Origin of the sequence: Hymenobacter ruricola (genome assembly GCF_015694525.1) — a bacterium.
Taxonomy (GTDB): domain Bacteria; phylum Bacteroidota; class Bacteroidia; order Cytophagales; family Hymenobacteraceae; genus Hymenobacter; species Hymenobacter ruricola.
The window spans coordinates 265942-291665 of the sequence record NZ_JADQDM010000004.1 but is presented as its reverse complement, the minus strand read 5'-3'; the positions used below and the strand labels follow the sequence as shown (position 1 = coordinate 291665).

At 64.9% G+C, this 25724-nt stretch carries 28 protein-coding genes; 14 read left to right on the top strand and 14 right to left on the bottom strand.

From position 1 onward, the window contains the following. The first annotated feature begins 174 nt into the window (after window positions 1-174). The 4 genes from I2H31_RS11225 to I2H31_RS11210 all read left to right on the top strand — a co-directional run bounded on the left by I2H31_RS11225 (window position 175) and on the right by I2H31_RS11210 (window position 6131). Window positions 175-2265: an ExeM/NucH family extracellular endonuclease gene (locus I2H31_RS11225; RefSeq protein ID WP_196293125.1), complete on the top strand. Its 2091-nt coding sequence runs from the start codon at window positions 175-177 to the stop codon at window positions 2263-2265. A 90-nt stretch (window positions 2266-2355) separates the two neighbouring features. Then, entirely contained in the window at window positions 2356-2961 is a 606-nt protein-coding gene (locus tag I2H31_RS11220; RefSeq protein ID WP_196293124.1) for a pentapeptide repeat-containing protein, read from the top strand. A gap of 301 nt (window positions 2962-3262) precedes the next feature. Continuing rightward, window positions 3263-4297: a LacI family DNA-binding transcriptional regulator gene (locus I2H31_RS11215; RefSeq protein WP_196293123.1), complete on the top strand. Its 1035-nt coding sequence runs from the start codon at window positions 3263-3265 to the stop codon at window positions 4295-4297. 181 nt (window positions 4298-4478) lie between these two features. Next, complete coding sequence (locus I2H31_RS11210; protein WP_196293122.1) at window positions 4479-6131, top strand: MFS transporter; 1653 nt, start codon at window positions 4479-4481, stop codon at window positions 6129-6131. A 154-nt stretch (window positions 6132-6285) separates the two neighbouring features. Here the strand turns inward: I2H31_RS11210 and I2H31_RS11205 are convergent, their stop codons facing one another. From I2H31_RS11205 to I2H31_RS11190, 4 genes are all read right to left on the bottom strand, one after another. Further along, window positions 6286-6714, bottom strand: coding sequence for a hypothetical protein (locus tag I2H31_RS11205; RefSeq protein WP_196293121.1), 429 nt, complete (start codon window positions 6712-6714; stop codon window positions 6286-6288). Between the two features lie 80 nt (window positions 6715-6794). After that, window positions 6795-7190, bottom strand: a complete 396-nt coding sequence (locus I2H31_RS25635) for a DUF433 domain-containing protein (protein ID WP_196293120.1) — start codon at window positions 7188-7190, stop codon at window positions 6795-6797. A gap of 199 nt (window positions 7191-7389) precedes the next feature. Further along, complete coding sequence (locus tag I2H31_RS11195) at window positions 7390-8028, bottom strand: HAD family hydrolase (protein WP_196293119.1); 639 nt, start codon at window positions 8026-8028, stop codon at window positions 7390-7392. 130 nt (window positions 8029-8158) lie between these two features. Beyond that, window positions 8159-8926, bottom strand: a complete 768-nt coding sequence (locus I2H31_RS11190; RefSeq protein ID WP_196293118.1) for a creatininase family protein — start codon at window positions 8924-8926, stop codon at window positions 8159-8161. Window positions 8927-9065: 139 nt separating this feature from the next. Here I2H31_RS11190 and I2H31_RS11185 point away from each other — a divergent pair, with 139 nt between their 5' ends. Together I2H31_RS11185 and I2H31_RS11180 are read left to right on the top strand one after the other, a co-directional pair. Continuing rightward, window positions 9066-9668, top strand: a complete 603-nt coding sequence (locus tag I2H31_RS11185) for a TetR/AcrR family transcriptional regulator (RefSeq protein WP_196293117.1) — start codon at window positions 9066-9068, stop codon at window positions 9666-9668. Window positions 9669-9717: 49 nt separating this feature from the next. Beyond that, a complete protein-coding gene (locus I2H31_RS11180; RefSeq protein WP_196293116.1) occupies window positions 9718-10383 on the top strand; it encodes a hypothetical protein in 666 nt (221 codons plus the stop codon). Here the strand turns inward: I2H31_RS11180 and I2H31_RS11175 are convergent. The 3 genes from I2H31_RS11175 to I2H31_RS11165 form a co-directional block, all read right to left on the bottom strand. Further along, entirely contained in the window at window positions 10380-10931 is a 552-nt protein-coding gene (locus I2H31_RS11175) for a GNAT family N-acetyltransferase (protein ID WP_196293115.1), read from the bottom strand. The genes I2H31_RS11180 and I2H31_RS11175 overlap by 4 nt on opposite strands. Before the next feature lie 51 nt (window positions 10932-10982). After that, a complete protein-coding gene (locus tag I2H31_RS11170) occupies window positions 10983-11345 on the bottom strand; it encodes a VOC family protein (RefSeq protein ID WP_196293114.1) in 363 nt (120 codons plus the stop codon). A gap of 165 nt (window positions 11346-11510) precedes the next feature. After that, window positions 11511-12782, bottom strand: coding sequence for a TPM domain-containing protein (locus I2H31_RS11165; RefSeq protein ID WP_196293113.1), 1272 nt, complete (start codon window positions 12780-12782; stop codon window positions 11511-11513). Between the two features lie 168 nt (window positions 12783-12950). Here I2H31_RS11165 and I2H31_RS11160 point away from each other — a divergent pair, with 168 nt between their 5' ends. Further along, window positions 12951-13520 (top strand): lipoprotein, encoded by a 570-nt coding sequence (locus I2H31_RS11160; RefSeq protein ID WP_196293112.1) that lies wholly within the window; start codon window positions 12951-12953, stop codon window positions 13518-13520. Between the two features lie 26 nt (window positions 13521-13546). Continuing rightward, on the top strand, window positions 13547-14143 hold the full coding sequence (locus I2H31_RS11155) for an OmpA family protein (protein WP_196293111.1): 597 nt from the start codon (window positions 13547-13549) through the stop codon (window positions 14141-14143). A 154-nt stretch (window positions 14144-14297) separates the two neighbouring features. Here the strand turns inward: I2H31_RS11155 and I2H31_RS11150 are convergent, their stop codons facing one another. Further along, complete coding sequence (locus tag I2H31_RS11150) at window positions 14298-14927, bottom strand: YhcH/YjgK/YiaL family protein (RefSeq protein ID WP_196293110.1); 630 nt, start codon at window positions 14925-14927, stop codon at window positions 14298-14300. Window positions 14928-14980: 53 nt separating this feature from the next. Further along, on the bottom strand, window positions 14981-15556 hold the full coding sequence (locus tag I2H31_RS11145) for a GNAT family N-acetyltransferase (protein WP_196293109.1): 576 nt from the start codon (window positions 15554-15556) through the stop codon (window positions 14981-14983). 205 nt (window positions 15557-15761) lie between these two features. Here I2H31_RS11145 and I2H31_RS11140 point away from each other — a divergent pair, with 205 nt between their 5' ends. The 3 genes from I2H31_RS11140 (at window position 15762) to I2H31_RS11130 (ending at window position 18009) form a co-directional block, all read left to right on the top strand. After that, complete coding sequence (locus I2H31_RS11140) at window positions 15762-16181, top strand: hypothetical protein (RefSeq protein WP_196293108.1); 420 nt, start codon at window positions 15762-15764, stop codon at window positions 16179-16181. Window positions 16182-16265: 84 nt separating this feature from the next. After that, the gene (locus I2H31_RS11135) at window positions 16266-16892 is read left to right on the top strand and encodes a helix-turn-helix domain-containing protein (RefSeq protein WP_196293107.1); all 627 of its coding nucleotides are present in this window, start codon (window positions 16266-16268) and stop codon (window positions 16890-16892) included. Window positions 16893-17031: 139 nt separating this feature from the next. Continuing rightward, entirely contained in the window at window positions 17032-18009 is a 978-nt protein-coding gene (locus tag I2H31_RS11130; protein WP_196293106.1) for a hypothetical protein, read from the top strand. Here the strand turns inward: I2H31_RS11130 and I2H31_RS11125 are convergent. Then, window positions 18006-18917, bottom strand: coding sequence for a DUF5694 domain-containing protein (locus I2H31_RS11125; protein WP_196293105.1), 912 nt, complete (start codon window positions 18915-18917; stop codon window positions 18006-18008). The two genes, I2H31_RS11130 and I2H31_RS11125, sit on opposite strands and share 4 nt — an antisense overlap. Before the next feature lie 203 nt (window positions 18918-19120). Here I2H31_RS11125 and I2H31_RS11120 point away from each other — a divergent pair, with 203 nt between their 5' ends. Then, on the top strand, window positions 19121-21181 hold the full coding sequence (locus I2H31_RS11120; protein ID WP_196293104.1) for an ExeM/NucH family extracellular endonuclease: 2061 nt from the start codon (window positions 19121-19123) through the stop codon (window positions 21179-21181). 7 nt (window positions 21182-21188) lie between these two features. On the opposite strand, the gene I2H31_RS11115 is transcribed toward I2H31_RS11120, so the two are convergent. Further along, the gene (locus I2H31_RS11115; protein WP_196293103.1) at window positions 21189-21908 is read right to left on the bottom strand and encodes a DUF3826 domain-containing protein; all 720 of its coding nucleotides are present in this window, start codon (window positions 21906-21908) and stop codon (window positions 21189-21191) included. 152 nt (window positions 21909-22060) lie between these two features. Here I2H31_RS11115 and I2H31_RS11110 point away from each other — a divergent pair, with 152 nt between their 5' ends. Next, window positions 22061-22486 (top strand): VOC family protein, encoded by a 426-nt coding sequence (locus I2H31_RS11110; protein ID WP_196293102.1) that lies wholly within the window; start codon window positions 22061-22063, stop codon window positions 22484-22486. Window positions 22487-22604: 118 nt separating this feature from the next. On the opposite strand, the gene I2H31_RS11105 is transcribed toward I2H31_RS11110, so the two are convergent. Next, the gene (locus tag I2H31_RS11105) at window positions 22605-23075 is read right to left on the bottom strand and encodes a hypothetical protein (RefSeq protein WP_196293101.1); all 471 of its coding nucleotides are present in this window, start codon (window positions 23073-23075) and stop codon (window positions 22605-22607) included. A gap of 475 nt (window positions 23076-23550) precedes the next feature. Here I2H31_RS11105 and I2H31_RS11100 point away from each other — a divergent pair, with 475 nt between their 5' ends. Then, a complete protein-coding gene (locus tag I2H31_RS11100) occupies window positions 23551-24315 on the top strand; it encodes a hypothetical protein (RefSeq protein WP_196293100.1) in 765 nt (254 codons plus the stop codon). Between the two features lie 247 nt (window positions 24316-24562). Here I2H31_RS11100 and I2H31_RS11095 read toward each other — a convergent pair whose 3' ends face one another. Together I2H31_RS11095 and I2H31_RS11090 are read right to left on the bottom strand one after the other, a co-directional pair. Then, window positions 24563-25000 carry a carboxymuconolactone decarboxylase family protein gene (locus I2H31_RS11095; RefSeq protein WP_196293099.1) on the bottom strand — a complete coding sequence of 146 codons (438 nt, stop codon included), beginning with the start codon at window positions 24998-25000 and terminating at the stop codon, window positions 24563-24565. 79 nt (window positions 25001-25079) lie between these two features. After that, window positions 25080-25688: a Crp/Fnr family transcriptional regulator gene (locus I2H31_RS11090; protein ID WP_196293098.1), complete on the bottom strand. Its 609-nt coding sequence runs from the start codon at window positions 25686-25688 to the stop codon at window positions 25080-25082. Between the last annotated feature and the right edge of the window lie 36 nt (window positions 25689-25724).

Below are 25724 nucleotides of genomic sequence, written 5' to 3'. Positions count from 1 at the left end.
GGACGTGAAAAAGTGGAAAAGGGGCTGCCCTGCTTACGTGCCGGGCCCGCTGCTTAGTTGCCACAGCATTTGGGCATTGCACTTATCCGCCGGATTTGGGGTTCGGCCAGCACGACTGCCCAAACCCCAGTACATTTACAGCCCCGAATTGGGGTTATTTCAATTTTCAACTGCATGATGAAGTTTTTTACCGGCTCGATTGGGGCTGTTTTCACGGCGCTGCTAGCGGCCGGCACGGCCCCGGCGCAGGCCCAGACGGTCACGCCCATCGGCACCATCCAAACCAGCGGCGTGCTGGCCACGGCCGGTACCTACACCATCGAGGGCATCGTGACAGCCGTGTATTCGGGCCTGAGCCCGGCCGGCTTCTACGTGCAGAACGAAACCGCCGGCGCCGACGGCGACCCCGCCACTTCCGACGCCCTCTACGTGGTGCAAACCAACCCCACGGTGGCGCCCGGCACGCGGGTGCGCATCACCGGCGCCGTGCAGGAAACCCCCACCACGCCCTCCAACGGCCAGGCCGTGCTCACCGGCCCCAGCATCACGGTGCTGGCCACGGCCCAGGCCCTGCCGCCCTTCGCCACCATCAACAACGCCACCTTTGCCGTCTCGGCCGATGCCGAGCCCCTGGAAGGCATGCTGGTGCAGTTTTCGGCCCCGGTCACGGTGTCCGACGTGGCCACGGTCAAAACTCAGGGCGTGCTCAACCTCTCCACCCAGGGCCTCGTGTACCAGCCCACCCAGTTCGTGGACCCCAACGACGACCCCGCCACCGGCACCAGCAGCACCGGCACCACCAACGTGGCCGCCGTGAACGCCTACCAGGCCGCCAACGTGCAGAAGTCGCTGCTGCTCGACGACGGCCGCGTCACCGTCAACCCCACGCCCATCCCCTACCTCGACGCCGCCACCCAAACCGTGCGCGTGGGCAGCACCATTGCCAGCCTGCGCGGCATCATGGGCTACAGCTCCAGCAAATGGCGCATTCAGCCCCTGCCCGGCGCCAACGCCCCAGTGGTGACCACCGTGCGCCCGCCCGTGCCCACGTTCGGGCCCATTGACGTGAAAGTTGCCAGCATGAACGTGCTCAATTTCTTCAACGGCGACGGCGCGGGCGGCGGCTTCCCCACCGCGCGCGGCGCCAACACGCAAGCTGATTTTGAAAGGCAGCGCAGCAAAATTCTCGCCGCCCTCGCGCAGATGAACGCCGACGTGTTTGGCCTGATGGAAATTGAAAACGACGGCACCGGCGCCACTTCCGCCGTGCAGGACCTCGTCAATGGCCTGAATCAGGCCGTGGGCGCGGGCACCTACGCCTTCATCAACGACGGCGGCGCCAGCCGCCAGCTCAACAACACCGACCTCATTCACTGCGCCATCATTTACAAGCCCGCCGCCCTCACGCCCTACGGCCCCGCGCTGCTGGCCACCGTCACGGGCACCTTCGAGCGGCCGCCGCTGGCCCAGCTTTTCATCACCAACCGCGCTACGGCCCCGCGCGACACGTTTGCGCTGGTGGTGAACCACCTCAAGTCGAAAGCCAGCGGCAGCGGCGCCAACGCCGACCAGGGCGACGGCCAGGGCGGCAGCAACCTGCGCCGCAAGCAGCAGGCCACGGCCCTGGTCCAGTTTATTAATGCCGTGGTGAAGCCCGCCGGCACGCGCTACGTGGTGAGCGTGGGCGACTACAACGCCAACTACGAAGAAGACCCGATGGACATTCTGCGGGCGGCCGGCTTCGTGCTGGGCAGCCCGGCCAGCAGCGCCTCCTACGTCTTCGACGGTATGAGCGGCTCCCTCGACCACGCCGTGCTCACGCCCAACCTGGTGGGCCACGCCGCCGTGGAAAAGTGGCACATCAACGCCGCCGAGCCCGAGTTTTTGGAGTACGACGTGGCCGGTGCCAACACCGACATCACCAGCCCCTTCCGCTCTTCCGACCACGACCCCGTGCTCATCGGCCTGAACTTTACCGGCGTGGTGACGGCCGCCACCAAACCGGCCGCGGGCGTACAGTTTGAGGCTTTCCCGAACCCGACTTCGGGCGCTTTCAACCTGCGCCTCAGCGCGTCGTTGGGCACGCAGCCGCTCACGCTGGAGGTGCTCTCGTCGCTGGGCCAGCGGGTGCTGGCGCTGCACGGCTCAGCCGCCGAGCTGCAGGCGGAAATCGGCCGCCGCACGGCCGGGCTGGCGCCGGGCGCCTACTTGCTGCGCCTGCGCGGCGAAGGCTTCAGCCAGGCGTTGCGCGTGGTGAAGCTGTAGCGGCTTTTAGTAGAAAAAGAAAAGGAACGTCATGCCGAGCGCCAGCGAAGCATGACGTTCTTCGTAGCTGCAAACCTGTCTCAGCTACTTATGAAACCCGCCCGCCGCAAGCCCGCTGCCCTGCGCAAACCCGACCATTTCCCTGGTGACAATGTGGCCGTGGGCTGGGACGCCCGGCACCTGTTGGGCCACGCCGAGTTCGACGAGTTCCGCTTTGTGAACTGCGATTTCAGCGGCGCCGATTTCAGCCGGCTGCGCTTCAGCGAGTGCCTGTTTGAGCACTGCAACCTGGCAACGGTGCGGCTGGCGGGCACGGCCCTGCAAAACGTGGCCTTTGCCGACTGCAAGCTGCTGGGCCTGCAGTTCACGGCCTGCCGCGACATGCTGTTTGGCGTGCATTTCGACCAGTGCCAGCTGCGCTACGCCTCCTTCGCGGGCCGCACCATGCCTGGCACCCGCTTCGTGGGCTGCGGGCTGGAAGAAGCCGATTTTGCCGACGCCGACCTGACCGGCGCCGTGTTTCAGGACTGCGCGCTGGCCGGCGCGGTGTTTCAGAACACCAGGCTGGCCGGGGCCGATTTCACTTCCGCCACCGGCTTCATCATCGACCCCGAAACCAACCCGCTGCTCGGGGCCAAATTCACCTTGCAAGGCCTGGTGGGCGTGGTGGCCAAGTTTGGGCTGGTGATAGAATAAAAGCCGGGGCGGGGCCGTTGGGGCCGGGAAGCTTCGGATAAGTCCGACGGTGCCGAAGGCGGGAAATATGGCGGGCCCCGGCCCGGATTCATCTGCGGCTAGTAGATTGCGGCCGAATTCCCATCTATACCCGGAAGGAGCGCCCCTTGTCACGGCGCTCATCAGCTTTCGGTAACTTGTCAGCACCCCGCGCGGGCCCGGCGCTGGGCGAAAGCAGCTCGTGCTTTCGGCCGCACCCGGGCCCGCGACTCCGGCACATGCGCCGGGTTCGGGTATTTTTTCACTTCGCTACAACGAACAGATGGCCAATCGCCGCGCCTCCATCACTGACCTGGCCAAGACGCTGGGGCTTTCTCCCTCCACCATTTCGCGGGCCCTGAGCGACCACGACGACGTGAGCGAGGCCACCAAGGCCCGCGTGCGCCAGTTGGCCGAAGAGCTGCACTACCAGCCCAACCAGTTGGCCGCCGCCCTGCGCCGGGGCCGCAGCAACACGCTGGGCGTGCTGGTGCCGCACATCACGGGCCACTTTTTCCCGCAGGTGGTGCACGGCATCGCCACCGAAGCCGCCAAGCTGGGCTTCAACGTGATGATTTGCCAGAGCAACGAAGATGCGCGCCAGGAGCAGAAAAACATCGACCTGCTGATGAACTCGCAGGTGGAAGGCATCCTGGTGTCGCTGGCCAACACCACGCAGAGCTTCGGCCACTTCGAGGCCGTGCGCCAGCAGAACATCCCGCTGGTGTTTTTCGACCGCGTGGTGGAAGATTTCAGCGGCAGCAACGTGAGCGCCGTGATGATTGACGACTACCAAGGCGCCTACCAGGTGGTGACGCACCTCATCGAGCAGGGCTGCACCCGCATTGCCCACTTCACCGGCCCGCTGCACCTCAACATTCACAAAAACCGCCACCAGGGCTACCGCGACGCCCTTGCCGCCCACGGCCTGCCCCTGGACGAGGAGCTGATTATGTTCTGCGAGATGAGCCAGAAGGGCGGCACCCAGGCCATGCGCCAGCTTCTGAAGCTGCCCCGGCGCCCCGACGCCGTGTTTTCGAGCAACGACCTGGCGGCCATCGGCGCCATTCAGGCGGTGAAAAGCGCCCGCCTGCGCGTGCCCAAAGACGTGGCCGTGGTGGGCTTCAGCAACGAGATGTTCACCATGCTCACCGAGCCCATGCTGAGCAGCGTGGACCAGCGCTGCGAGCAAATGGGCAAAACGGCGGTGCAATTGCTGCAAAAAATGCTGAAAAGCGGCCCCAACCGCCAGGGTCCGCCCAAGCCCATCGTGCTCAAGCCCCGGCTGCTGGTGCGGGAGTCGTCGCAGCGCCGGTAAGAGAACTAATTGCCTGTCATCCTGAGCGCAGCGAAGGACCTTCTCACGTCGAAACAACTTGTTCATTGGTGAGAAGGTCCTTCGCTGCGCTCAGGATGACAGGCAAAGCCTTTTGTATCCTTTAGCCGTAGGAAGCCATTCGCCCCGTCCGCTTGTTGATGAGGGTAGAAACCTGCTGCCGATGACGCCCACTGCCCCTCCTGCCCCGCCCAAAGCCACGCTGCTCACGCCGTTTACCTACTCCCTTTTCCGGGCCATCTGGATTGCGGGCCTGGTCTCGAACGTGGGCACCTGGATGCAGAACGTGGCCGGCGTGTGGCTCGTGACCACGCTCACCACCTCGGCCCTGCTCGTGGCCATGATGCAGGCCGCCACCAGCTTGCCGTCGTTTTTGCTGAGCATGCCCGCCGGCGCCATGGCCGACATGGTGGACCGCCGCAAGCTGCTGCTCTTCACGCAGGGGTTCATGGCGGTGGTGGCTGCCATTCTGGGCACGCTCACGCTCATGGGCCAGATTTCGGCCTATGGCGTGCTAGGGTTCACGTTTTTGCTGGGCATGGGCGCGGCCCTGAACGCGCCCATCTGGCAGGCCGTGACCAACGAGCTGGTGCCGCGCCAAGCGCTGTCGTTTGCCATTACCCTGAACGGGGTCAGCAACAACATTGCGCGGGCCATCGGGCCGGCCATCGGCGGGGCCATCATTGCCTACTACTCGGCGGGCTGGGTGTTTGTGCTGAACGGGGTGTCGTTTCTGGGCACCTGGGCGGTGGTGTATTTCTGGAAGCGCGAGCACACGCTGACCAGCGGCCCGGCCGAAAACTTCCTGGGGGCGCTGCGGGCGGGGCTGCGCTACGTGCAGTATTCGCCGGCCATTTACGGGGTGCTGGTGCGCACGTTTGCGTTTTCGTTTGGGGCGGCGGCCCTGTGGGGGCTGGTGTCGGTGGTGGTGGCGCGCAAGCTGCACCTCAGCTCCGGGCACTACGGCGTGATGCTGTCGTGGCTGGGCGCGGGGGCCGTCACGGGCGCTTTTCTGATGGGCCGGGCCGGCGAGCGGCTGAATTTCAACCAGCGGGTGCTGCTGGGCGTGCTCATGTTCGGCGTTACCAACCTGTCGCTGGCGCTCATCACCCAGATTTACATTCTCTATGCGGTGATGTTCCTGTCCGGCATTGCCTGGCTGATGGTGATGACCAGCTTCAGCACCACCGTGCAGCTGAGCGTGCCGAAATGGGTGCAGGCGCGCGTCATCAGCGTGTATATGCTGGTGTTTCAGGCGGGCTTGTCGCTGGGCAGCCTGGTGTGGGGCGAGCTGGCCGACCACCTCACTCTGGAAATCTCGCTGCTCATTGCCGCGGGCTGGATGCTGGCGAGCGCGCTGCTGGCCATTCCCTTCCCGATGCGCTCGGCCGAAGGCCTGAACCTGGACCCCGCCGAGCACTGGCCCGACCCCGAAACCGAAGGCCACATCGACCCCGACGACGGCCCCGTCGTCATCATGATAGAATACCGCGTGGAGCCGGCCGACTGGCCCGCCTTCCGCACGGCGGCCGAGCAGCTCAAGCGCCTGCGCCTGCGCGACGGCGCCCTGCGCGCCGGCGTGTTTGCCGACGTGGCCCACCCCACGCGCCTTACCGAGTTCTACTACGTAGCCACCTGGGGCGAGCACCAGCGCCAGCACCACCGCTTCACCAAGGAAGACCAGGCCGTGGAAGCCCAGGTACGCCGCCTGCACAGCGGGCCGGAGGCGCCGCGCGTGTCGCACTTCGTGGCCTTCCCCAACACCTCGAACGTGGAGCCGGCCACGCCCATGCAAACGCTGGAAAGCCAACGGTAGCAGGCAATGGCCGGAATAACCAGAACGTCAGTACAACCAGCGGACGGTCATGCAGAGCGCAGCGAAGCATCTTTACCGTGGAAGTAAATAATTGCGTTGCGCGGTAAAGATGCTTCGCTGCGCTCTGCATGACAAGCGGGGCGGCTTCTCACTCCTACTTATCCCCGCGCCGCTTCTCGTCAAGCCAGGCATTGGCGGCGCCTTCGTCGATGAAGCGGGCGTACTGAAACGACGCGTTGGGCGAAGGTTCTTTTTCCGCCATTTCCGGGTCGGCTTCTACTTCGCGCAAGTGGTTGGGCAGCACCAGAAAGGCCACGTAGAGCGGGGCGCCCATTTCCTGCTGCACCTGGGGCAGGAAGTTGGTCACCACCCATTCGGGGCCGTTTTGGCGGCGGTCGGTGCGGCGGCGGGCGTCCATCAGCCAGTGGCGGCACTCGTGCTGCTGGGCGGCGCGGCGCATGGTTTGGTAGCCCTCGCGCAACTGCGCCTCGTTGATGGAACACAGCCAGCGGCCGATGAGCAGGCACGAATCGGGCCGGAAGGCCACGTGCAGAAAAGCCGTCGAAGCAAGGTCCTGGTACATGGGAGGTGGCGGCTTTATTTCCGGCAGCTGGCCGGCGGCAAGGGCGCCAAAGCTACGCATCTATTCCGGCTTAAAACCGCTCATTTCGGCAAGCGCAGCCAGCTGGTTTTGCGCCGGGCCGCGGGCTCGGGGCCGGGGCTGGCCGGCGCGGGGTTGCGCTCCCAGAGCTGCTTGAGAAACTCCTGCTCGGCCAGCCACTGGCTTTGGCGGCTCAGCATCCACTCTTCAGAATTCTGGTCTTCTTGGGTGGGCGGGGTGCGGTCGAGGGGCTTGAGGCGCTCGGCGGCGAAGGCCAAGCAGGCCCGGATGTCTTCGGCTTCGAGCTCGGGGTGCCCGGCGAGGATTTCGGCTTCGGTGGTGCCGCTGGCCAGCCACTCCAGCACCTGCCACACCGGGTAGCGCAGCCCCCGCACGGTGGGCTGCCCGCCGCAGATGGACGGATGGATGGTAATGCGGGAAAAAACCGGAAAATTCATGCCACCAAAGTACGAAATGTGGCCTTTTTTACCACATGCTTCGTGAGGCGGAGGGCTAATCGAAGTAAACAAAGCAGCCCGTCATGCCGAGCGCAGCGCAGCATTATCTTTACTGCGCAACGCCATCAATTAGTGGTGGCGGTAAAGATGCTGCGCTGCGCTCGGCATGACTGTTCTGACGAGGGCTTTCTGACGCGTTTCAGAGCAGCTTTTTCAGGTCGGCCAATTGGCTGATGCGCGTTGGGGCTTCGGCCTCGCTCAGCGTTCCGAAGCCGTAGGTGGCGAAGATGAACGGCACGCCCGCGCCCTGGCTGGCGGCAAGGTCGCCGGGCGTGTCGCCCACGTACACCGGCGCTTGCAGGCCGTACTGCGCCACTACTTCCCGGATGTTTTCGGCTTTGGCCAGCAGCTTGGTGCCGAAGCACTGGTGGCCTTCAAAGAACTCGCCCAGCCCGCTGTGCTGGAAAAACGCCTCCACGTAGCCCAGCTGGCAGTTGCTGACGATGAACAGCCGGTAGCCACGGCCGCGCAGGTAGCGCAGGGCGTCTTCGAGGCCCGGGTAAGGCGCGCCGCCGTGCTCCACGGCCGCGGCCAGCTCGTGGCGGGCGCAGAGGGCGCGGTACTCGTCCAGCTTGTCGGCGGGCAGCTTCGGGAACAGGCGCTCGTACACCACGGTGTAGGGTTGGCCGGTCACGGCCTGCACCTGGGCCAGCGTCACGTCGTTTTCGATGTAGTCGACGCTGTTTTTGGCCGCCTGAAAGGCGCGCGTGATGGCCGCCGAGGCATCCCAAAGCGTGCCGTCGAGGTCAAAGATTACGCTGTCGAATGGAGTCAGCATGAGTTGATTTTAGTTAGCGAAAAGAACGTCATGCCGAGCGTAGCGAAGCATCTTTACCTCGATACTGACTCAATCGTCGGAATCAGTAATGGCGGGCAAGATGCTTTGCTGCGCTCGGCATGACGTTTTATTACTCGTACAAATCCTGTGGATCGGCGGCGGCCAGCTCCACCAGAAACCGGCCGATGTTGGTGGTCACGGCTTCCAGGAAAGCGGCGCCTTTTTCGGCGGTGGCGGCGGCGGGGTTGCCCACGCCGGTGTCGGCCGATACCTGGCTCCACTCGCGTTGGGCCCAGGCCCAGCCCTGGCGCAGGGCCGCGATGCGGAACTGCTTGGCGGCGCCGTCGCCGGCTTCGACCAGCGGGCGCACCAACTCGGGCGCAATGTGCTGCATGACGCTGGTTTCCAGTTCGTCGGCGTGGTCGCCGGGCGCGCCGAAATACTGGTTGCGGTCGGCGGCCCGGAACCAGTTGAGCGTACTCAGAAACACCGTGGGAAATTCGGCTTGCAGTTCGCGCAGGATTTGGCGGAAGTCGTTGCCGCCGTGCCCGTTCAGGATGACCAGCTTGGGGATGCCCTGGCGGGCCAGCACCTGCACCACGTCGCGCAGCAGCGCCAGCTGGGTGCTGGGGCTCATGTTGATGTCGAGCGTGATGTCGAGCTGGCCGGTGTTCACGCCGAAGGGCACGCAGGGCAGCACCACCACTTTGGCGCCCTGCTCCCAGGCCCGGCGCGCGGCCTCGGCGGCCACGTAGTCCGACTGGTAGTTGTCGGTGGCGTAGGGCAGGTGGTAGTTGTGGGCCTCGGTGGCGCCCCAGGGCAGTACTACTACCTGGTAGGCGTTTTCCTGCACCGTTTTCCAGGTGGTTTCGGCGAGAATGTATGGACGGGTGGGCATGAGCAACGGCGCTTGGTTGGGGCAAAGTAAAAGCCGGCAGTCGGCTCAGCCCGCGCAGGTGGTTTGCAGCAGCCGGGCCGGCGGCGGAACCAACATTGGCCAAAAACGTTTACTTTTGCCTTAACCAAATGGTTAGTTGATGCCCAACCTGGATGCTTCCACCCGCGACCGAATCCTGGCCATTGCCAGCACCGTGTTCTACCAAAAAGGGCTGAGCGGCGCCCGCATGCAGGAAATCGCCGATTTGGCTGGTATCAACAAAGCCATGCTCCACTACTACTTCAAGAGCAAAGAGCAGCTCTTCGACACCGTGTTTCGGGGGGCGCTGGGGCAGTTTCTGGGGGGCATTGCCCCGGTATTGAACGGCGAGGCCCCGCTGCCCGAGAAAATAGCGCAGTACGTGGCGTACACCACCGACGCCTTGGCCGAAAACCCGGCCCTCGCCGCGTTCATCGTGCACGAGCTGCAGCAGCACCCGGAGCGCCTCACCGCGCAGTTTGGCCAGCAGGCGTTGGTCGATTGGCCGGCCTTCCGGCAGCAGCTGGCCGCCACCGGCCACCCCCGGCACCAGGCGCCCAACGCCGCCGAGCACCTGTTTGCCAACATAGTGGCGCTGTGTGTGTATCCGGTGCTGGCCCAGCCCCTGCTCCGCCGCATCATGCACAAGACGGAAGCTCAGTACCGCAGCTTTCTAAAAGAACGCCAGCTTCTTATCACACAAATGCTGTTGCAACAACTCTAGCTTTTTTTGCTCACTAATTAACCAACTGGTTAGTTTAGCATTTCATTTTATGACAATTTCTAACACAACGCAATGGGCCAGCTTTGCCGGCGCAGTGGCTTTTTTGGTGGTGGCCATGGCCGCGGGCTACCGCGCCATTGGGCTGCCGCCGGTGCTGATAGTGGGCGGCTCGGGGCTGGTGGCGCTGGTGCTGTGGCGCCGCACCTACCTGGCCCGCCCCACCGACCCGGCCCTCATTCTGCCGCTGTTTCTGCTGACGGTGGCCGCGCTCGAAATTCACATGACGGAAGAATACCTCACCGGCTTTGGGCCGGCCATGAGCCGCTTGTTCAACATCAGCTGGACGGAGCGCGGCTTTCTGCTGGTGTTCGCGTTTTTCGGGCCGACGCTTTACGCCCTCACCGCGCTGGGCTTGTACTACCGCGTGCCGCTGGCGGGCTTTCTGGCGTGGTTCATCTTCATCGGGCCGGGCGTGGCGGAGTTCACGCACTTCATTTTCCCGGTTCTTAAGCCTGCCATTGCGCCGGAGCTGGCCCGGGCCGTTTCGGCGGTGGTGGCCAACGGCCGCCTGGTGGCCAACATGCCCAATTATTACTTCCACACCACCGGGCGCTACTATTTTGCCGGGATGTGGACGGCGGCCCTGCCCATGCTGCCCGGCATCTACGCCATCATTCGGCTGCTGCAGGCGCACCGGCGGGCGCCCGCGGCCTAGGCGGGCTGTCCGGGCCGCTCCAGCAGCACGATGGGCTGCTCGTGGTAGGTGGTGCGGGCGTATTCGCGGTAGCCAAACTTGGCCGCCACTTTCAACGAGGGCACGTTGTCGGGGTGGATGATGCAGACGGTGCGCACCGGCCCAAAATGCTGCTCGCCCCAGGCCAGGGCGGCCGCCACGCCTTCGGTGGCGTAGCCCAGGCCGTGGATGGCGGGGTCGAGCACCCAGCCGATTTCCGGGGCCTCGCCCAGGGGCGGGTCGAGGGCGCGCTTGAGGTTGAGGAAGCCGATGCCGCCCACGAAGCGCCCGCTGGCCTTTTCCTCCACCGCCCAGAAGCCGTAGCCCATCACGGCCCAGTGGCCGGCGCTGCGCAGCAGCAGCTTCCACACTTCCTCGGCGGGCATGGGCTCGGGCGTGAAGTAGCGGTGATAGTCAATTGACCGGCTCATGGCGAACCAGTTATCAAAGTCATCGGCGCGGAAGCCGCGCAGGCGCAGGCGGCTGGTTTCGAGCACCGGCACGGCCAGCAGGGAAGTATTTTCAGGCATGGAAAACAACGGGCTCATCGGCCCGGAAAAGGATGTGCAGCGCGTGCGGCCCTACGCCGGCAGCGCGAAGTGCGGGTTTTGGATGACCCCCAGCAGGTTGCCAAACGGGTCGAGCACGGTGCCCACCAGAATGCCGCTGCCTACATCGTGCACGGCTTCGTGGGGTTGCGCGCCCAGCGCCAGCAGACGCGTGTGGGCCGCGGCGGCATCGGGCACGCCCCAGTAGGTGGTGGCGCCGACGGGCCCGTCGGGGGTGCCATCGGGCACCAGGCCCAGCTCGTAGCCGCCCACGTTGAAGCCTACGTAAAATGGCTCGTTGAAATACGGCCCCTGTTCCAGAACGCGGCTGTACCAGGCCGTAGCCTCTGCCAAATCCCCCGCCGGATACACCACCGTGCGCAAACCTTGAAACATCGCCGAAAAAGTGAAGGTGAATACGGCCGAAAGGTATAGCGCTTTGCCGATTTACTTATTTACTGCGCGCCTCCCTGACATTCTCAGTCGGCGGTTTTTGCATAAAAAAGCCCTAACGCACTTTGCATTGGGGCTTTTTTGAGTGTTACAAGCAATGCCAGCTACTTACCACGAGCCGCTGTTATCGTTGCCGCTGTCGAAGCCGCCCCCGCCGGTGTCGCCGGAAGAGTTGTCGTCGTAGGAGGAATTATCGTCGGAGGAGAAGTAGTCCGACGAGTTATCGGAGGCCGTGTTGGCGTCGGAAAAATAGTCGGGGGCGGAAGAATTGTCGGCCGCGCCGCCGTCGCGGTTTGCGAAGTAGTCGCTGCCTGCACCAGCGGCGCCCAGGCCGGCAGCACCCGCCCCGGCAGCGCCCGTGTTGAAACTGGTATTGTTGCCGTCGCCGGCGTAGTTATTGCCCGACGTGTCGTGGCCCGACGCCATGCGGTTGCCGAGGTAGGCGCCCGCGGCGGCGGCGGCACCGGTAGCCAGCATGCCGCCCACGCCCATGCCCCCTCCGCCCTGGTTGGGCGCGCCGTAGCCCGGGCCGTAGCCGCCGCCCTGGTTGTAGTTGCCGGCCGGGCCGCGGTTCGGCAGGAAGTCGGGCGCGGAGCCCGACGGGCCGTTGCTGGCCGCATTGGCGGCGCTGCGGCCGCGGAACATCTTCACCAAAAACCACAGCACGCCGCCAATGACCAGTGCCCCAATGAGCAGCGTGCCCATGCCGGGGCCCGAGGAAGCCGGCTCGGCCGGCGGCGCGGCCAGCACGGGGTCGGCGACCGGCGCCGGGGCGGGGTCCTGCGAGAGGTTGCTTTGGGTGGTTAGGTCGGGGCTGGTGGCAGCGGGGCTGGTGGCAGCGGGACTGGTGGCGGCGCTGCCGGCCTGCTGACGGGTGGCGGCGTTGGGGTCGGCGGCGGCCATCAGGGTATTCAGGCCGGTGCGGAGGCCGGCAAAATAGTTACCCTGCTTGAAGCTGGGGCCCATCTGGCCGATAACCTGCTGGGTAACCTGCGGCGTGATAATGCTTTGCAGGCCGCTGCCGGGCTGGATGCTGACTTTGCGGTCCTGCGAGCTGATGAGGACCACCACGCCGTTGTTTTTGTCGCGCTGGCCCACGCCCCAGGCCGTGCCGATGGCCCGGGCGTAGTCGGCCACGTCGCGCCCGCCGAGGGAGGGCACGGTCACGACGACGACCTGGGTGCCGTTGTTGTCGGCGTAGCGACGCAGGCCGTTGTCCAGCTTTTTGGCATCGGCGGGAGCCATGAGGTTGGCCTCGTCGTTGATGAAATGGAAGGGCTTGGGCCGCGGGGGCACGTCGGCGGTGCCGGTTTGCGCGGCCGCGGGCAGGCCCAGCCCGGCCGACACAAATAAGAAGACGAGAAACAGCAGTTTGGTCATAGCAGAGCGGAGAAGAGAAGTGGAAGAAGGGAATCTTGCGCCTTGTACGGCCCCGGTACTGGTTTGGCTATGGCCCGGCCCCGGGAGCGTTTGGCGCGCCCGGCGGCTTGGGGATAAACTTGCCCGCGGCCGGGCGCGTATCACCGAGCCTAACCATTGACAAGCTTTATGAACAAGTCCCTCATTGTGTTGAGCGCCGCGCTGCTTGGCCTGGCCGGCTGCGGCCAGAAACCGGCCGACGAAACCACCGCACCCGTGGCCTCGGCACCCGCCACCGCGCCGGCCCCCGCGGCCACGGCCCCGGCCGAAACCGGCGTGACCCGGGCCGAAACCGCCCCCGCCGCGCCCACCAAGCCCGCCCTCGACACCCAGCCTGGCCCCAAGGGCACGCAGGTGGCCCTCACGAAGGCCTTGGTGCGCGGCGACATCCTGACTGTGGAGTTGCAGTACAGCCTCAACCCGGGCATCGACAACACGCCGACGCTCTACGAAAAGATTGACCAGATTAATTACATCGACGACGCCACTTCCAAGAAATACGGCGTGCTGAAAGACCAGGAAGGCAGCTACATGGCCACGCCGCTCTACTCCAACACCAAAGAGCTGCGAATTGAACTCAGTCAAAACAGTCCGTCCATCGCCACCGTGAAGTTTCCGGCGCCGCCCGCCACCAGCCAAACCATCTCGCTGACGATTCCGGAAGTGGGCTCTTTCGACGGCGTGGCCGTGCAGCGATGAACCGCCCACGCCACGCCGCTGGCCTGTTGCTGGCATTGTTAGCCGCCGCCTGCTCCGAACAGCAGCCTACATCGCAAACGCCTGACGCCGGCCAGCACCTCAGCAGCGCCACCGGCCGGCCGGCCGCGCCGCCGCAAGCCCCAGGCACGGCCGCACCCACCGCGGCGCGGCCGCCGCTCGACCAGGGCCAGCGACTCACCGGCTCGGTGAGCGACCTCAACGGCCTCATCAGCGACCTGGGCGGCAAGCAGACGGCGGCGGGCCTGGTCATCAATTTCAGCGCCGACGTGCTGTTCGATTTCGACAAAGCCGACCTGAAGCCGGAGGCCCAGCCCACACTGGAGAAGCTGGCCCAGGTGGTGCAGCAAGCCGCTAAAAGCCGGGTGCTCATCAACGGCTACACCGACGCCAAGGGCGACGACGCCTACAACCTGAAGCTGTCGGAGCAGCGCGCCCAGGCCATTGCCGACTGGCTCAGCACCCACACGCCCGGCGCCGCCGGTCAAACCCAGGTCAAAGGCTACGGCGAAGCCAACCCCGTGGCCCCCAACACCCAGCCCGACGGCCACGACAACCCCGAAGGCCGCCAGCAGAACCGGCGGGTCGAGGTTATTATTTCTTAGAGTGGGTGGGCGAACAGAACGGTCATGCAGAGCGTCAGCGAAGCATCTTTACCACGAGAGTAATCAATTACTTCCTCGGTAAAGATGCTTCGCTGACGCTCTGCATGACCGTTCTGGTTTGTTCTACTCTGGCTTCAGCCACCAAGCGGCGCGCCTATTGCGCCACGCGCACCTTTACCACCACCTTCTTGTCTCGGTCGACGCCTTCGGCCTTGATGTTGGGCCGGTGCACGTCTTGCGGGAAGAAGATGAAGATGGTGCCGGGCCGGGCTTCGTACTGCGGGCCCTCGGCCGAGTAGTTGGCCACGTCGCGGGCGTCGTCGTAGGGCTTGGTGACGGTGGCTTGGTCGATGGGCACCTGGCCCATTTTCTCGGCGCCGCGCACCACGCACTGCATGTCGATGAACTTGCGGTGCGACTCCCACTTGGTGTCGGCGTATTCCTTGGTGGGGTTGTCCGTCACGGCGGCAGTCACGTTGTCGGCGTCAATCGGGTACTTGCCCACGGGCAGCTCCTCCAAATTGGTGTCGCGGAAGTAGGCAAAGGCTTTGTCCCAGGCCGCTTTGTTGGCGGTGTACTGCTTGGCAAATTCGACTTTGTTCACCGATTCCTGCACGTTCAGCTTCAGCCCATTGGCCCACACGCGGCTCCGAAACCACTTGTCGGCTTTCTGGGGCGTCCAGGTTGCGGCGGGGGCCTGGGTGGCGGCGGGGCTGCTGGTTTTGCAGCCCAGCGGGGCCAGCAGCAGCGCGAAGAAACCGTATTTCAGCAAAGCTTTTTTCATGGAAGCGCGGAGCAATTCAGGGCCAGGGATGCGGCAAATGTAGGCCACGGCCGCTAGCGTTCCAGGGGGGCCGGGGCCTCATTTTCGGCCACCAGCGGCTCCACGGCCCGCTCGAAGCGCAGGCGGCCGTCGTCGGCCGTGCCGGCGGCCACGAAGCCGTTGCGCAGCAACACCTCCTGCGAGCCCGCGTTGCCGGGCTCGGTGTGGGCCACCAGCTGGCGCACCATGCCCGTGGCCGCGGCCTGCGCCACCAGGCCGCCCACCAACTCGGTGGCCAGGCCCTGCCGGCGCCAGTCGCTGGAAATGGAGTAGCCGATTTCCGCCGTGCCCGCCGCGTCGGGCGGGCCCATGAAGCCACCGCTGCCGATGAGGGTGCGGGGCGTGTCGCCCTCGGCTTTGCGCAGGGCGTACCAGCCGTACCAGCCGGCGGCGGTGCGTCCGCCAGCCGTGAGTTGCTCCAGAAAGAACTCCATGGCCGGGCGGTCGTACTCGCCGGGGGGCCAGTCTTCGGGCAGGGCGGCGCCGAGGAGCACCGGGAAATAATGCGGTTTGTGGAGCTCGGCCGTGAGCAGGGCCCGGCTGGCGGCCAGGATGAGCAGGCGCGGCGTGTGGGTGATTAAGGGAATCATAGCCCGATTATACGGCGGTAATGCCCGGCAAGGGCAAGCACCACTGCCACTGCGGACCCAACCGTAGTGCCGTTTCAGCCGCGTTTCCAGGCCGAGAGCGTGGCTGCAGAGGCGTTCTGCCCGCGGTTCGGTGCTTGACCGCCACCTGAATAGAAGGTGGGGAAATTTTAGTGGCTTGAGCGCATCTGGGGGTACCTTTGTGCCAATGAACCACGTGGCTTCGCCAGTACTTTTTGAAAACGCGGCGGGCCGCCTGCTCGCCGACCCGGTGGGCTTTCTGCGCGCCACCTGGAGCCCGGGCCCGCGCACCCTGGCCGATACCCAGGCCCTGTTTGAGCAGATGCTGCGCGGCCTGCAACAGCAGCGCTGGAGCCGCATCCTGATTAACCAGCTGGCCATGCCTCCCTTTTCGCCTGCCGAGCAGCAGTGGATTGCGCGCACCTGGCTGCCGCGCGCCGTGGCGGAAGGTGGCTACCGGCACGGTGCCGTGGTGGTGTCGCCGGACGTGCTGGTGCGCCTGGCCACCGCCTTCGTGACCACCACCGTGCAGGGCCTGCCGCTGGTGTATCGCTCCTTCGATACCGAGGCGGCCGCGGCCGCCTGGCTGGCGCAGCAGCCGGGCTAGCAAATGGCGGGACCTTTGTCGTTTGCCCAAATAGCATTCGGCAGAACTTATTTTACCGCCGCTTTTCTACCCTGATTCTCCTGCATGTCCGAGTTTTCCGCCGCCCGCATTCTGGCTCTTCGCAAAAGCAAAGGCTTGTCGCAAGAAGTATTGGCGGAGCAATCGGGGGTGAGCCTGCGCACCATTCAGCGGGTGGAACAGGGCGCCACGGTGCCGCGCGGCCACACCGTGCAGGCCTTGGCCGCCGCCCTGAGCGTGCCACTCGAAGCTTTGCACGCCGAGCCAGAGCCGCCGCGGCCCGAGCCGGCAGTTGCCGTGGCTGAGCTGGCCGCGGCCACCTCTGCCCTGCGCTCCGACCCTGACTTTTTGCAGCTGCTCAACCTGAGCGCCCTGAGCTTCCTGGTGCTGCCCCTGCTGAACTTGGTGGTGCCCTGGCTGCTGTGGCGCGCCCGGCGCCACAGCACCGCCCACGTGGCCGAGCTGGGCCGCCGGGTGCTGGGCTTTCAGGCGCTGTGGCAGGTGGGCACGTTCTTCCTGATGCTGCTGGCGCTGGCGGGGCAACTGGTGGTGTACCGGCACTACCACGTGGCCCTGCCCGAGCTCTGGCTGAGCGCCCTGATTGGCACCTACGCGGCCAACGTGTGCACGGTCGTTTACTACGGCGCGCAGCTGCGCCGGGGCAATTTCGACGTGTACCGCTTCCGACTGTAGGCGCCGCCTCCTAAACCATTCGGGTTAATAATCAGCATCTTGTCCGAAGTGGCGGCAAAATGACGCCCTAATGGCGCCCGGTTTCGGCAGCAGCGCCAAGCACTTTTGATGCAGTCAAGCCACTCACCTTTTCTGCATCATGAAACCCGTTTTCAAAGTCCTGCTTTCCGTGCTTGCGCTGCTTGCGTTGAGCAGCATCGGCGGCTATTTCTACTTCCGCCGGCAGTTTATGCCGCCGCCTAATCAGCTGGTGGTTTCGGGGCTGCCGGCCACTTGCGCCTTTGCCTGGCTGGCCGATACGGCCGGGGGCCGGGCCATGCCGCACGCCGCCGTGCTGGTGCCCGTGCGGCTGCCCAACTGCCCGCGCACCTGCTACCTGCAGTTCGACACCGGCGCGCCCTACTCCTTGTTTTACGCCCGGCCGCTGGCGGCACTGCAAGCGCGCTATCCCGCCCTGCGCCCGGCCCTGGCGCTGCACCACGACACCCTGCGCGACTTCCGCTTCAGCATTGGCCAGGGCCTGGTGCGGGCGCGCTGGGTGAGGGCCCGCGACCTGGGCGCACGCACGCTGCCCGCCGACAGCCTCGAACCCTTCATCATCGGCACGCTCGGGGGCGACGTGCTGGAGGGCCGGGCGCTGGTGCTCGACTACGCCCGCCAGCGCTTCAGCCTGCTGCCCGAGGTGCCCGACAGCGTGGCCCAGCGCACCGATTTCGTGCCCCTGGCGTTCGAAAGCCGGCGGCCGGTGTTCACGGCGGGCCTGCAGGGCCAGCCGCGGCAATTGTTTTTCGACACGGGCGCCAGCGCCTTTGCCCTGCTCACCAACGAGGGCGAGTGGCACCAACTGGCCCGGCCCGGCGCGCCCGTACGCACCACGGTGGTCAATTCCTGGGGCCGGCCCCTCACCTCCTACACGGCGCCCACGGCCGAGGCCGTGCAGATGGGCCCGGCCGCGCTGCCGCTGGGCACCGTCAGCCACATGACGGGCACCAGCTTCAGCCAAAACCTGATGATGCGCTTTTCGGGCATGGCCGGCATGCTGGGCAACGAGCCGTTCGCGGCGCGCACCATCGTGCTGGACGTAAAAGGTGGCCGTTTCGGGCTGGTGCGCCCCTAGCGGCGGCTGAGGTAGGCGTTGGCCTCCACCAGCTGGTAGGCGGGGTCATCGCGGAAAATGCCGTGCAGCGAACCCACGTGCCGCAGGCCCATGATGAGCAGCTGGCGGCGCTGGCGGGTGGCCAGCTGCGTGGTCACGATGTTGGAATACACCTTCAGGTCGCGGTTGTAGAACACCGAAATGAACTCGGCGCCCACGTAGCGCGGGTTGATGAAGGCCGCGTCCACCATGGGGTCGGGCTTGAGCGTGCCGTCGGTGACGCGGGCCGGCGTGCGGTACACCAGCGTGTGCAGGCGCTGCACGGTGGCGGGCTCGTTCATGGCCCGGTAGTACTGGCTCATGGTGATGGTGCCGGCCAGCAGCGGCTGGTCGAGGCCGGGGATGAACTCGCGCCACTCCTTGGTGGCCTGCTCATAGAGCTCGATGTTTTTGCCCGCGTTCAGGATGCTTTGGGAGGTGCCGCCGGGCGAGTTCACGCAGTGCACGCCGGGCAGGCCGAGGCGCTTGGCCAGCACAAACCCCACCTGGTACACTTCACTGCGCCCACCGGGCATGGTGTTCAGGTCCAGCCGGTCTTGCCGGTAGAGGCGGAAAAGGCTGTCGAGGCGGCCCTGGTTTTCGGGCAGCTCTTCCACCAAGATGCCGTCGGGGCGGTAGCGCTGCAGCTGCTCGCACAAGGCCACCATCTCGGCCTGGCGGCGGGGCGTGAGCACGTCGGAATTGGGGTTATTGGCCTTGTAAAGCTGTGATAAATGATTGGAGCCCAGCAGCAAAATTGAAGTGGGCTCGGTGGCGCCCGCGCCGGCAGTGGCGGCGGGCGCTTTGGAGGCGGTGCAGGCCGCCAGGCCCAGCCACAGGCCGGAAAGAAGGGCAAAAGCGAGTCGGTCGGGGCGGCCGAAGAAATTCATGCGAAGCGCAAAAAGAAGTGGCAGAAGTGACCAAAGGTAGCCCGCTGGGCTAAAAAACTGCGGCGTTGATTGCCGGACGGCTTCGGCTCCCGTACACCCCGGCTCAGCCCATGAATTTTTGCGGCTGCTCCGGCTACTTCGGGCGTCCGTATGGCCGCTGGTAATATCTTTAGCGCCCTTTCCACCTTCTTTTAGTTCTATAAATGCGCGGTAAGCTCGTCCTTTTCGCAGGGTTTTTATTGGGCGTCGGCGCGGCTGGTGCCACCCCCATTGGCACCATTCAGGGCACCGGCGCCAGCGCCAAAGCCGGCACCTACACCATTGAAGCCGTGGTGACGGGCGTGTACGCGGGCCTGAACCCGGCCGGCTTCTACGTGCAGGACGATAAGGCCACCGCCGACGGCAACCCGGCCACTTCCGATGCTTTGTTCGTGGCGGCGCCCGCGCCCACGGTCAGCATCGGCGACCGGGTGCGCGTCAGCGGCACGGTGCGCGAAGACGCCGGCGCGCCCTCCTTCAACCAAGCCGTGCTCACCGAGCCCACCATCACGGTGCTGGCCTCAGGCCAGGCGCTGCCGGCCTTTGTCACCCTCAACAACGCCGACTTCTCGGCGGCCGATGCCGAGCGTTACGAAGGCATGCGGGTGCAGTTTTCGGGCCCGATGACGGTAGTTGACAATTACAGCCTCCGGCAGCGCGGCGAGCTCACGCTCTCGGCCCAGGGCCTGGCCTACCAGCCCACCCAGTTCATCGACCCCAACGACGAGCCCGCCACCGGCACCCGCAGCAGCGGCAGCAGCAACGTGGCCGCCGTGAACGCCTACCAGAAAGCCAACGAAAACAAGTGCCTGGTGCTCGACGACGGCAGCTCGGCCAACAACCCCTCGCCCACCCCCTACCTCGACCCCAAAACCGGCACCGTGCGCGTGGGCAGCACGCTGCTGGGCCTGCGCGGCATCCTGGGCTACGGCTTTGGCAAGTGGCGCGTGCAGCCGCTGCCGGGCGAAGCGGCGCCGGTGGTGCGCACCGTGCGCCCCAAGGGCCCGCCGGTGTTTGGCAAGCTTGATTTGAAGCTGGCCAGCTTCAACGTGCTCAACTACTTCAACGGCGACGGCGAGGGCAGCGGCTTTCCCACGCCGCGCGGGGCCAAAACCGCCGAGGATTTTGCCCGGCAGCGCGCCAAAATCATTCTGGCCATCAGCCAGATGAACGCCGACGTGGTGGGCCTCACCGAGATTGAGAACGACGGCAACGGCTCCACTTCGGCCATTCAGAACCTGGTGGACGGCCTGAACGAGGTGATGGGCAAGGGCACCTACATTTTCGTGAACGACGGCGACGCCAACCACCAGCCCAACAACACCGACCTCATTCACTGCGCCATTCTCTACAAGCCGGCGGTGCTGGCGCCGCTGGGACCACCGCTGCTCTTCACCACGCCGGGCATATTTGAGCGCCCGCCGCTGGCCCAGGTATTCGTCACCAAGCGCAAGGAGCGGCCCGATACGCTGGGCTTCGTCATCAACCACTTCAAGAGCAAGGGCAGCGGCAAGGGCCCCGACGCCGACCAGAACGACGGCCAGGGCGGCTCCAACGCCCGCCGCAAGGCCCAGGCCGCGGCGCTGGTGCAGTTCATCACCAAAACCGTGGTGCCGGCCGGGGCCGCCCGCGTGGTGAGCGCCGGCGACTACAACGCTAATTACGAGGAAGACCCCATCGACATCATGCGCGCCGCCGGGCTGGTGCCGGCCACGCCGCCCACCAGCGCGTCCTACGTGTTCAAGGGCCTCACGGGCTCGCTCGACCACGCCGTGGTGACGCCCAACCTGGTGGGCTTCATTGATGTGCAGAAGTGGCACATCAACTCGGGCGAGCCCAGCGTGCTGGAGTATTCCAACGCCGGCGCGGCCACCGACATCGCCACGCCCTTCCGGTCGTCGGACCACGACCCGGTGCTCATCGGGGTCAACTTCGCAGGCATCAGCAACGCGGCCACGTCGCGGCCCACCTCGCGCCTGTTCGTGTACCCGAGCCCGCCCGCCGGCGAGGTGCCCTTCAGCCTGGCCGACGTGCCCGCCCGCGCCGGCCGCCTGTCCCTCGATTTTTCGTTGCCGCAGGGCCCCCGCCTGCTCTCACTGCAAGGCACGCCCGCGGCCCTGCAAAGCCAGCTGCGCGACTACACGGCCCACCTGGCGCCCGGCATCTACGTGCTGAAGCTGCGCGGCACCAACTTCCAGCAAACCCGCCGGGTGATGAAGGAATAGCGCGGCGCTACTTTGGAGGCGCAGCGGGCGTCGGGGCTTTGCCGGCGGCTTTGCGGGCGTTGGCGGCGTCGACGTAGGCCTTGAACAGCTCACGCCAGTTGCGGCCGTGGGTGTTGAGGTAGTCCTCGTTTTTGGTTTTGTAGATTTCAAACACGGCGGAAATTTCCTTCATGGTTTTGAAATCCACGGCTTGTTCGCGGGCCTGCTTCAGGTTGGCAAGGATGACGGCTTCTTCGGTGGCCGTCAGGTTGGGTACGATGGCCTTGTAGCCGTTCAGGGTGAAGGCCACTTTGCCGATGGTGTACTGGTCGAGCACGGCCTCCACCTGCGCGGGCGTGAGGTGCTGGCGCAGGCCGGCCAGCAGGTTGTCGTGAATGGCGTTGGGCATGGCCGACACGGCAATGAGCTGCCGGTCCAGCGTGCTCAGCGCCTTGCCGGTGGCGGGGTTGATGCCGGCCGGCGTTTCGGTGTAGGGGTGCGCGTCGTGGTACTCCCCAATGGCTTGCAAATGAGCAGCAATTACCTCCAGCACCGCGGCTTCCTTCCGGGCGTCCTTCAGCTGAAGCGCGGCAACCCAGGCGGCGGCTTTCTGGTCGGCCTCCCGGGTGATTTTGGCGCGGGCGTCGGCGCTGGTGGCGGGCGACTGGGCGGTCTGGGCGGGTGCCGCCGGGGCCGCCAGCAGACCCAGGCCGGCCGCCAGGGCGGCAGTTATGACACGCTTTTTCATGGGTGCAGCTTTTGGTGCCCGAAGCTACGATGAGCCTTCGACAAGGCGCCCCGGGCAGCGGGCGCCACGGGCCACGCCTGGCCGGACCAGCCTGCGCACACAATGCCGCCCGTTTCTGCCATCTTGCAGCTCCACCAGCAACCACCTCTCCAATGGCAGCACAACCCACCGAACCCACCCCGGCGCCCTCCGCCAACGACCTGACGCCCAAAGTGACGGGCATTGGCGGGATTTTCTTTTTTTCAGACAACCCCAAGGCAACCAATGCCTGGTATGCCAAAAACCTCGGGCTGGAAACCACCGACTGGGGCTCCACTTTTGAAAGCAGAAACGTGGACAACCCCGACGAGCTAAACCAGCTCCAATGGAGCCCTTTCCAGCGGGGAAGCGACTACTTCGCCCCTTCCGCAAAGGAATTCATGATTAACTACCGCGTCCAGAACATTGAAGGGCTGGTGAGCAAGCTCCGGGAAAACGGGGTCACCATCCTGGACGACATCGTGCGCCACGACTACGGCAAATTTGTCCACATCATGGACGCCGACGGCAACAAGCTTGAGCTGTGGGAGCCTGCTTGAGCGGGCAGAACCCACTTGTGCGCCACGCTCAAAAAATTCGCCAGCACAGGCACCGCCACGAGGTGCACCAGCGGGCGCCCTTACGGATGGGTGCTCGTGGGCCAAGCGGATGAGGGCTTTACTGTTTTGCTTTGCTGTATTGCGTCAACTGTTGGTTTACCCACGGCGGAAGTGCGTGGGTGCTCTCGTATCGGCGCAATATTTTCTTTTCGCTTCGGGGGGTATAACGAGCGTAGCGCTCTAGCAAAGCCGAAAGCCCGACGGTGCCTGCAACGATGCCCATCGTTGGCAATGCGACGTCAGAGGAGGTAGACCGTTGGCCAAACGCGCTCTTGGTTACCTGACTGACAGCAGTGGCTTTTACCAAAGCAAAGGTTAAGCCCAGCACCACAGGAGTAGCGGCTAGAAATAGTGGGCTGGATTTTCGCTTTGCCTTAAATAGTTCGTGCAGGGCGGCTATCGTATCGGCCCGGGATAACATGGGCGGGCCGCCAACCAAGGCCGGGGTAGTGGCCTGTTGGGCACAGCAGGGAACATTCCACTTCAGACAGCAAAAAACCAGCAACACCAGCAGGTAGAACTTGCGCATGACAATTGGGAATACATAGAATTATTGCATCGAATCTACCTTTTGACAGTGCTGTCCGAAAATAAAAATCATTGAACATCGGACTTTACTACACAGGGCTTACCCCCTTAAACCGCCATAAACCTCTAGTTGTCAGAATTAAGCCTGGAATAATATCTGACTTTACAAGTTCTTAATAAAACTACTTACTGCCCCATTGCCACCAGGCCTGAACAGGCCCTACGCCTCACACGCCTCGCAGGCAACTGGGTTGCCCAGGAGCAGGCCGTGCTGGGTTGCTTTTGCTTCACCGGCCCGAGTGGCTACGGAGCGGCGGATTGCCTTGCCACTTCCAGAATAATTGTTTGTGCTGAGGCAGCCGGCCGTCCTGCTCCGGTCGAAAACCGCCCGCCAATTAATTCATTCCGGGCGCGCTACTATCCTTATGCGTGCAGTAGCGTGCGTCCGTTTTTATCTTTTTCACTTTCTTTTTTCCATGAATAAAGTTGTACGTATTCTGGCATTTGCACTGATGATTGGCGGAGCCCTGACCACCGCTTCTTGCGGCGACAAAGGTTCGGACCCGCAGGCCCAGCCGCAAACCGCCGCCATCAGCGGGCAGATTTCTCCGGCCGGTTCCGTCACGACCGTGACGGCCACCGACGCCAGCGGCAAAACCACTACCGCCACGCCCGGCAGCACCGGCGCCTATTCCTTCCCGGGACTGGCGCCGGGGGCCTACACCCTCACCTTTGCACCGGCTGCCGGCTACACTGCCCCCGCCTCGCTCCCCGTGACGCTGGCCGCGGCGGGCACCACCGCACCTGCCGTGACGGTTGCCGTGGCACCGGCCTCGGCCTCGTTCAGTGCCAATGGCGTCCCGGTGACGCCCGCTTACATCTTCTCTCAGGTGTTTTTTGGCGACCGTACCCTCACCTTCTCCGTGAGCCCCGGCGGTGCTCCCGGCCCCACCGTCAGCATCGACCTCGACGGGGTGACGCCGGCCGTCGGCACCTATTCGCTGACCGGCTCGCTCACCGACTACGAAGCCACCTACAACGACGCCAACTACCAGAGCTACTTCACCCTCGGCAACAACAACGGGGCCACCCGCAGCGGCACGTTGGTCATCACCAACGTCAACGCCTCGCTCCGCCGTTTTTCGGGTACGTTCGAATTCGTGGGCTTTGGCACCAACAACGCCGGCGTCTACGTTTCGGCCCGCATTACCAACGGCGTATTCACCAACCTGTCTTACTAAGCAGCGGTCCGATTGCAGCAGGGGGTCCACGCCACCAGCGGCGTAGCAGAGCACATTGTCTGATTCTGCTACCGCGCTCTGCGGCTTTCGCGAGCTCGATAGTCCGGCTCGAACCATATAAAAAGTCCCCGGCTGTTTGTACCGCCGGGGACTTTTTATATGGTTCTGGCGCGCTACGTAACTCCAACGTCCCAGTTGGCGAGTGCGCCGCTGAAGCGCGCGCGCACTGAGGGGGCAGCTTGGCACCTTAGGCAGCCAGCGGCAGGTGGGTGGCGATGGCAATGCGGTTCCAGGCGTTGATGGTGACGGCCATCATGATGGCCTGCGCCACCTGCTGCTCTCCCAGCACCGCCACGGCCCGCTGGTAGGTGGCGTCCGACACGCCGTGGTTGATGAAGGTGACTTCTTCGGTGAGGGCCAGCAGGGCTTCTTCTTCGGGCGTGAAGAGGGTGGTTTCGCGCCAGGCGCTGAGCACGTAGAGGCGCTGCTCGGTTTCGCCGTGCTGCCGGGCCTCGCGGGTGTGCATGTCGAGGCAGAAGGCGCAGCCGTTGAGCTGGGAGGCGCGGATGGATATCAGGTCAAGCTGCGTGCGGCTGAGCGTGGAGTGACCCATATACTTCACGAGGGCGTACATGGCCTTGTAGGCTTCGGGCTCGGTTTTTTCCAGGTTGAGGCGGGGGTTCATACGAGGTTGTTAGGGGGTTGATGATGAGGCAAAGTTCTGCCCCGCTCCTGCCCGCTCTCCTTAACCTAGATTAAGAAATTCAGCCTTTTGCAGCGGTCCCGGGCCCGGCATCTCCCAGGGTGGTTTTGGCCCGAACCTTACTCAGGAATTCCGGGGTGCAGCCCAGGTACGAGGCCAGCAGGTACTGCGGCACCCGCTGCACGAACCCCGGAAAGGAAGCGCTAAAAAACCGGTACCGCTCTTCCAGCGACTCGCCGTAGAAGTGCACCCAGCGCATCTGGTTGGCGGCGGCCACCCGCTGCAGCAGCAGCCGGAAGTAGCGCTCCAGCGCGGGCACCCGCGCCAGCAGCGCCTCCTGCCGCGGGTAGTCGAGCACGGCCACTACCGTCGGCTCCACGGCCTGGATGTAGCACCGCGACGGCTGCCCGCTCAGCAGGCTGCTGTAGTCGGCCAGCCACCAGTTTTCGAGGGCAAACTGCGTGGTTTGTTCCGTGCCTTTTTCGGTGATGAAATACAGCCGCAGGCAGCCTTGCAGCACAAAATAGCTGGCCGAGCCGGGCTGCCCGGCTTCGAGCAGGTGGGCCTTGCGCGGCACGGGTTGGCAGGTGAAATGGTCGGCCACCAGCTCCGCTTCGGCCGGTGTCAGGGTCACGTAGCGGGCAATGTGGGCGAGCAGGGCGGCGTACATAAGCGAAAACGAGTGGCGAACTGGGCGGCAAGCTAG

Bases quoted from the DNA above. Each gene is read 5' to 3' on its own strand.
- I2H31_RS11225 (WP_196293125.1), top strand. From the start codon at position 175: ATGATGAAGTTTTTTACCGGCTCGATTGGGGCTGTTTTCACGGCGCTG.
- I2H31_RS11220 (WP_196293124.1), top strand. From the start codon at position 2,356: ATGAAACCCGCCCGCCGCAAGCCCGCTGCCCTGCGCAAACCCGACCAT.
- I2H31_RS11215 (WP_196293123.1), top strand. From the start codon at position 3,263: ATGGCCAATCGCCGCGCCTCCATCACTGACCTGGCCAAGACGCTGGGG.
- I2H31_RS11210 (WP_196293122.1), top strand. From the start codon at position 4,479: ATGACGCCCACTGCCCCTCCTGCCCCGCCCAAAGCCACGCTGCTCACG.
- I2H31_RS11205 (WP_196293121.1), bottom strand. From the start codon at position 6,714: ATGTACCAGGACCTTGCTTCGACGGCTTTTCTGCACGTGGCCTTCCGG.
- I2H31_RS25635 (WP_196293120.1), bottom strand. From the start codon at position 7,190: ATGAATTTTCCGGTTTTTTCCCGCATTACCATCCATCCGTCCATCTGC.
- I2H31_RS11195 (WP_196293119.1), bottom strand. From the start codon at position 8,028: ATGCTGACTCCATTCGACAGCGTAATCTTTGACCTCGACGGCACGCTT.
- I2H31_RS11190 (WP_196293118.1), bottom strand. From the start codon at position 8,926: ATGCCCACCCGTCCATACATTCTCGCCGAAACCACCTGGAAAACGGTG.
- I2H31_RS11185 (WP_196293117.1), top strand. From the start codon at position 9,066: ATGCCCAACCTGGATGCTTCCACCCGCGACCGAATCCTGGCCATTGCC.
- I2H31_RS11180 (WP_196293116.1), top strand. From the start codon at position 9,718: ATGACAATTTCTAACACAACGCAATGGGCCAGCTTTGCCGGCGCAGTG.
- I2H31_RS11175 (WP_196293115.1), bottom strand. From the start codon at position 10,931: ATGCCTGAAAATACTTCCCTGCTGGCCGTGCCGGTGCTCGAAACCAGC.
- I2H31_RS11170 (WP_196293114.1), bottom strand. From the start codon at position 11,345: ATGTTTCAAGGTTTGCGCACGGTGGTGTATCCGGCGGGGGATTTGGCA.
- I2H31_RS11165 (WP_196293113.1), bottom strand. From the start codon at position 12,782: ATGACCAAACTGCTGTTTCTCGTCTTCTTATTTGTGTCGGCCGGGCTG.
- I2H31_RS11160 (WP_196293112.1), top strand. From the start codon at position 12,951: ATGAACAAGTCCCTCATTGTGTTGAGCGCCGCGCTGCTTGGCCTGGCC.
- I2H31_RS11150 (WP_196293110.1), bottom strand. From the start codon at position 14,927: ATGAAAAAAGCTTTGCTGAAATACGGTTTCTTCGCGCTGCTGCTGGCC.
- I2H31_RS11145 (WP_196293109.1), bottom strand. From the start codon at position 15,556: ATGATTCCCTTAATCACCCACACGCCGCGCCTGCTCATCCTGGCCGCC.
- I2H31_RS11140 (WP_196293108.1), top strand. From the start codon at position 15,762: ATGAACCACGTGGCTTCGCCAGTACTTTTTGAAAACGCGGCGGGCCGC.
- I2H31_RS11135 (WP_196293107.1), top strand. From the start codon at position 16,266: ATGTCCGAGTTTTCCGCCGCCCGCATTCTGGCTCTTCGCAAAAGCAAA.
- I2H31_RS11130 (WP_196293106.1), top strand. From the start codon at position 17,032: ATGAAACCCGTTTTCAAAGTCCTGCTTTCCGTGCTTGCGCTGCTTGCG.
- I2H31_RS11125 (WP_196293105.1), bottom strand. From the start codon at position 18,917: ATGAATTTCTTCGGCCGCCCCGACCGACTCGCTTTTGCCCTTCTTTCC.
- I2H31_RS11120 (WP_196293104.1), top strand. From the start codon at position 19,121: ATGCGCGGTAAGCTCGTCCTTTTCGCAGGGTTTTTATTGGGCGTCGGC.
- I2H31_RS11115 (WP_196293103.1), bottom strand. From the start codon at position 21,908: ATGAAAAAGCGTGTCATAACTGCCGCCCTGGCGGCCGGCCTGGGTCTG.
- I2H31_RS11110 (WP_196293102.1), top strand. From the start codon at position 22,061: ATGGCAGCACAACCCACCGAACCCACCCCGGCGCCCTCCGCCAACGAC.
- I2H31_RS11105 (WP_196293101.1), bottom strand. From the start codon at position 23,075: ATGCGCAAGTTCTACCTGCTGGTGTTGCTGGTTTTTTGCTGTCTGAAG.
- I2H31_RS11100 (WP_196293100.1), top strand. From the start codon at position 23,551: ATGAATAAAGTTGTACGTATTCTGGCATTTGCACTGATGATTGGCGGA.
- I2H31_RS11095 (WP_196293099.1), bottom strand. From the start codon at position 25,000: ATGAACCCCCGCCTCAACCTGGAAAAAACCGAGCCCGAAGCCTACAAG.
- I2H31_RS11090 (WP_196293098.1), bottom strand. From the start codon at position 25,688: ATGTACGCCGCCCTGCTCGCCCACATTGCCCGCTACGTGACCCTGACA.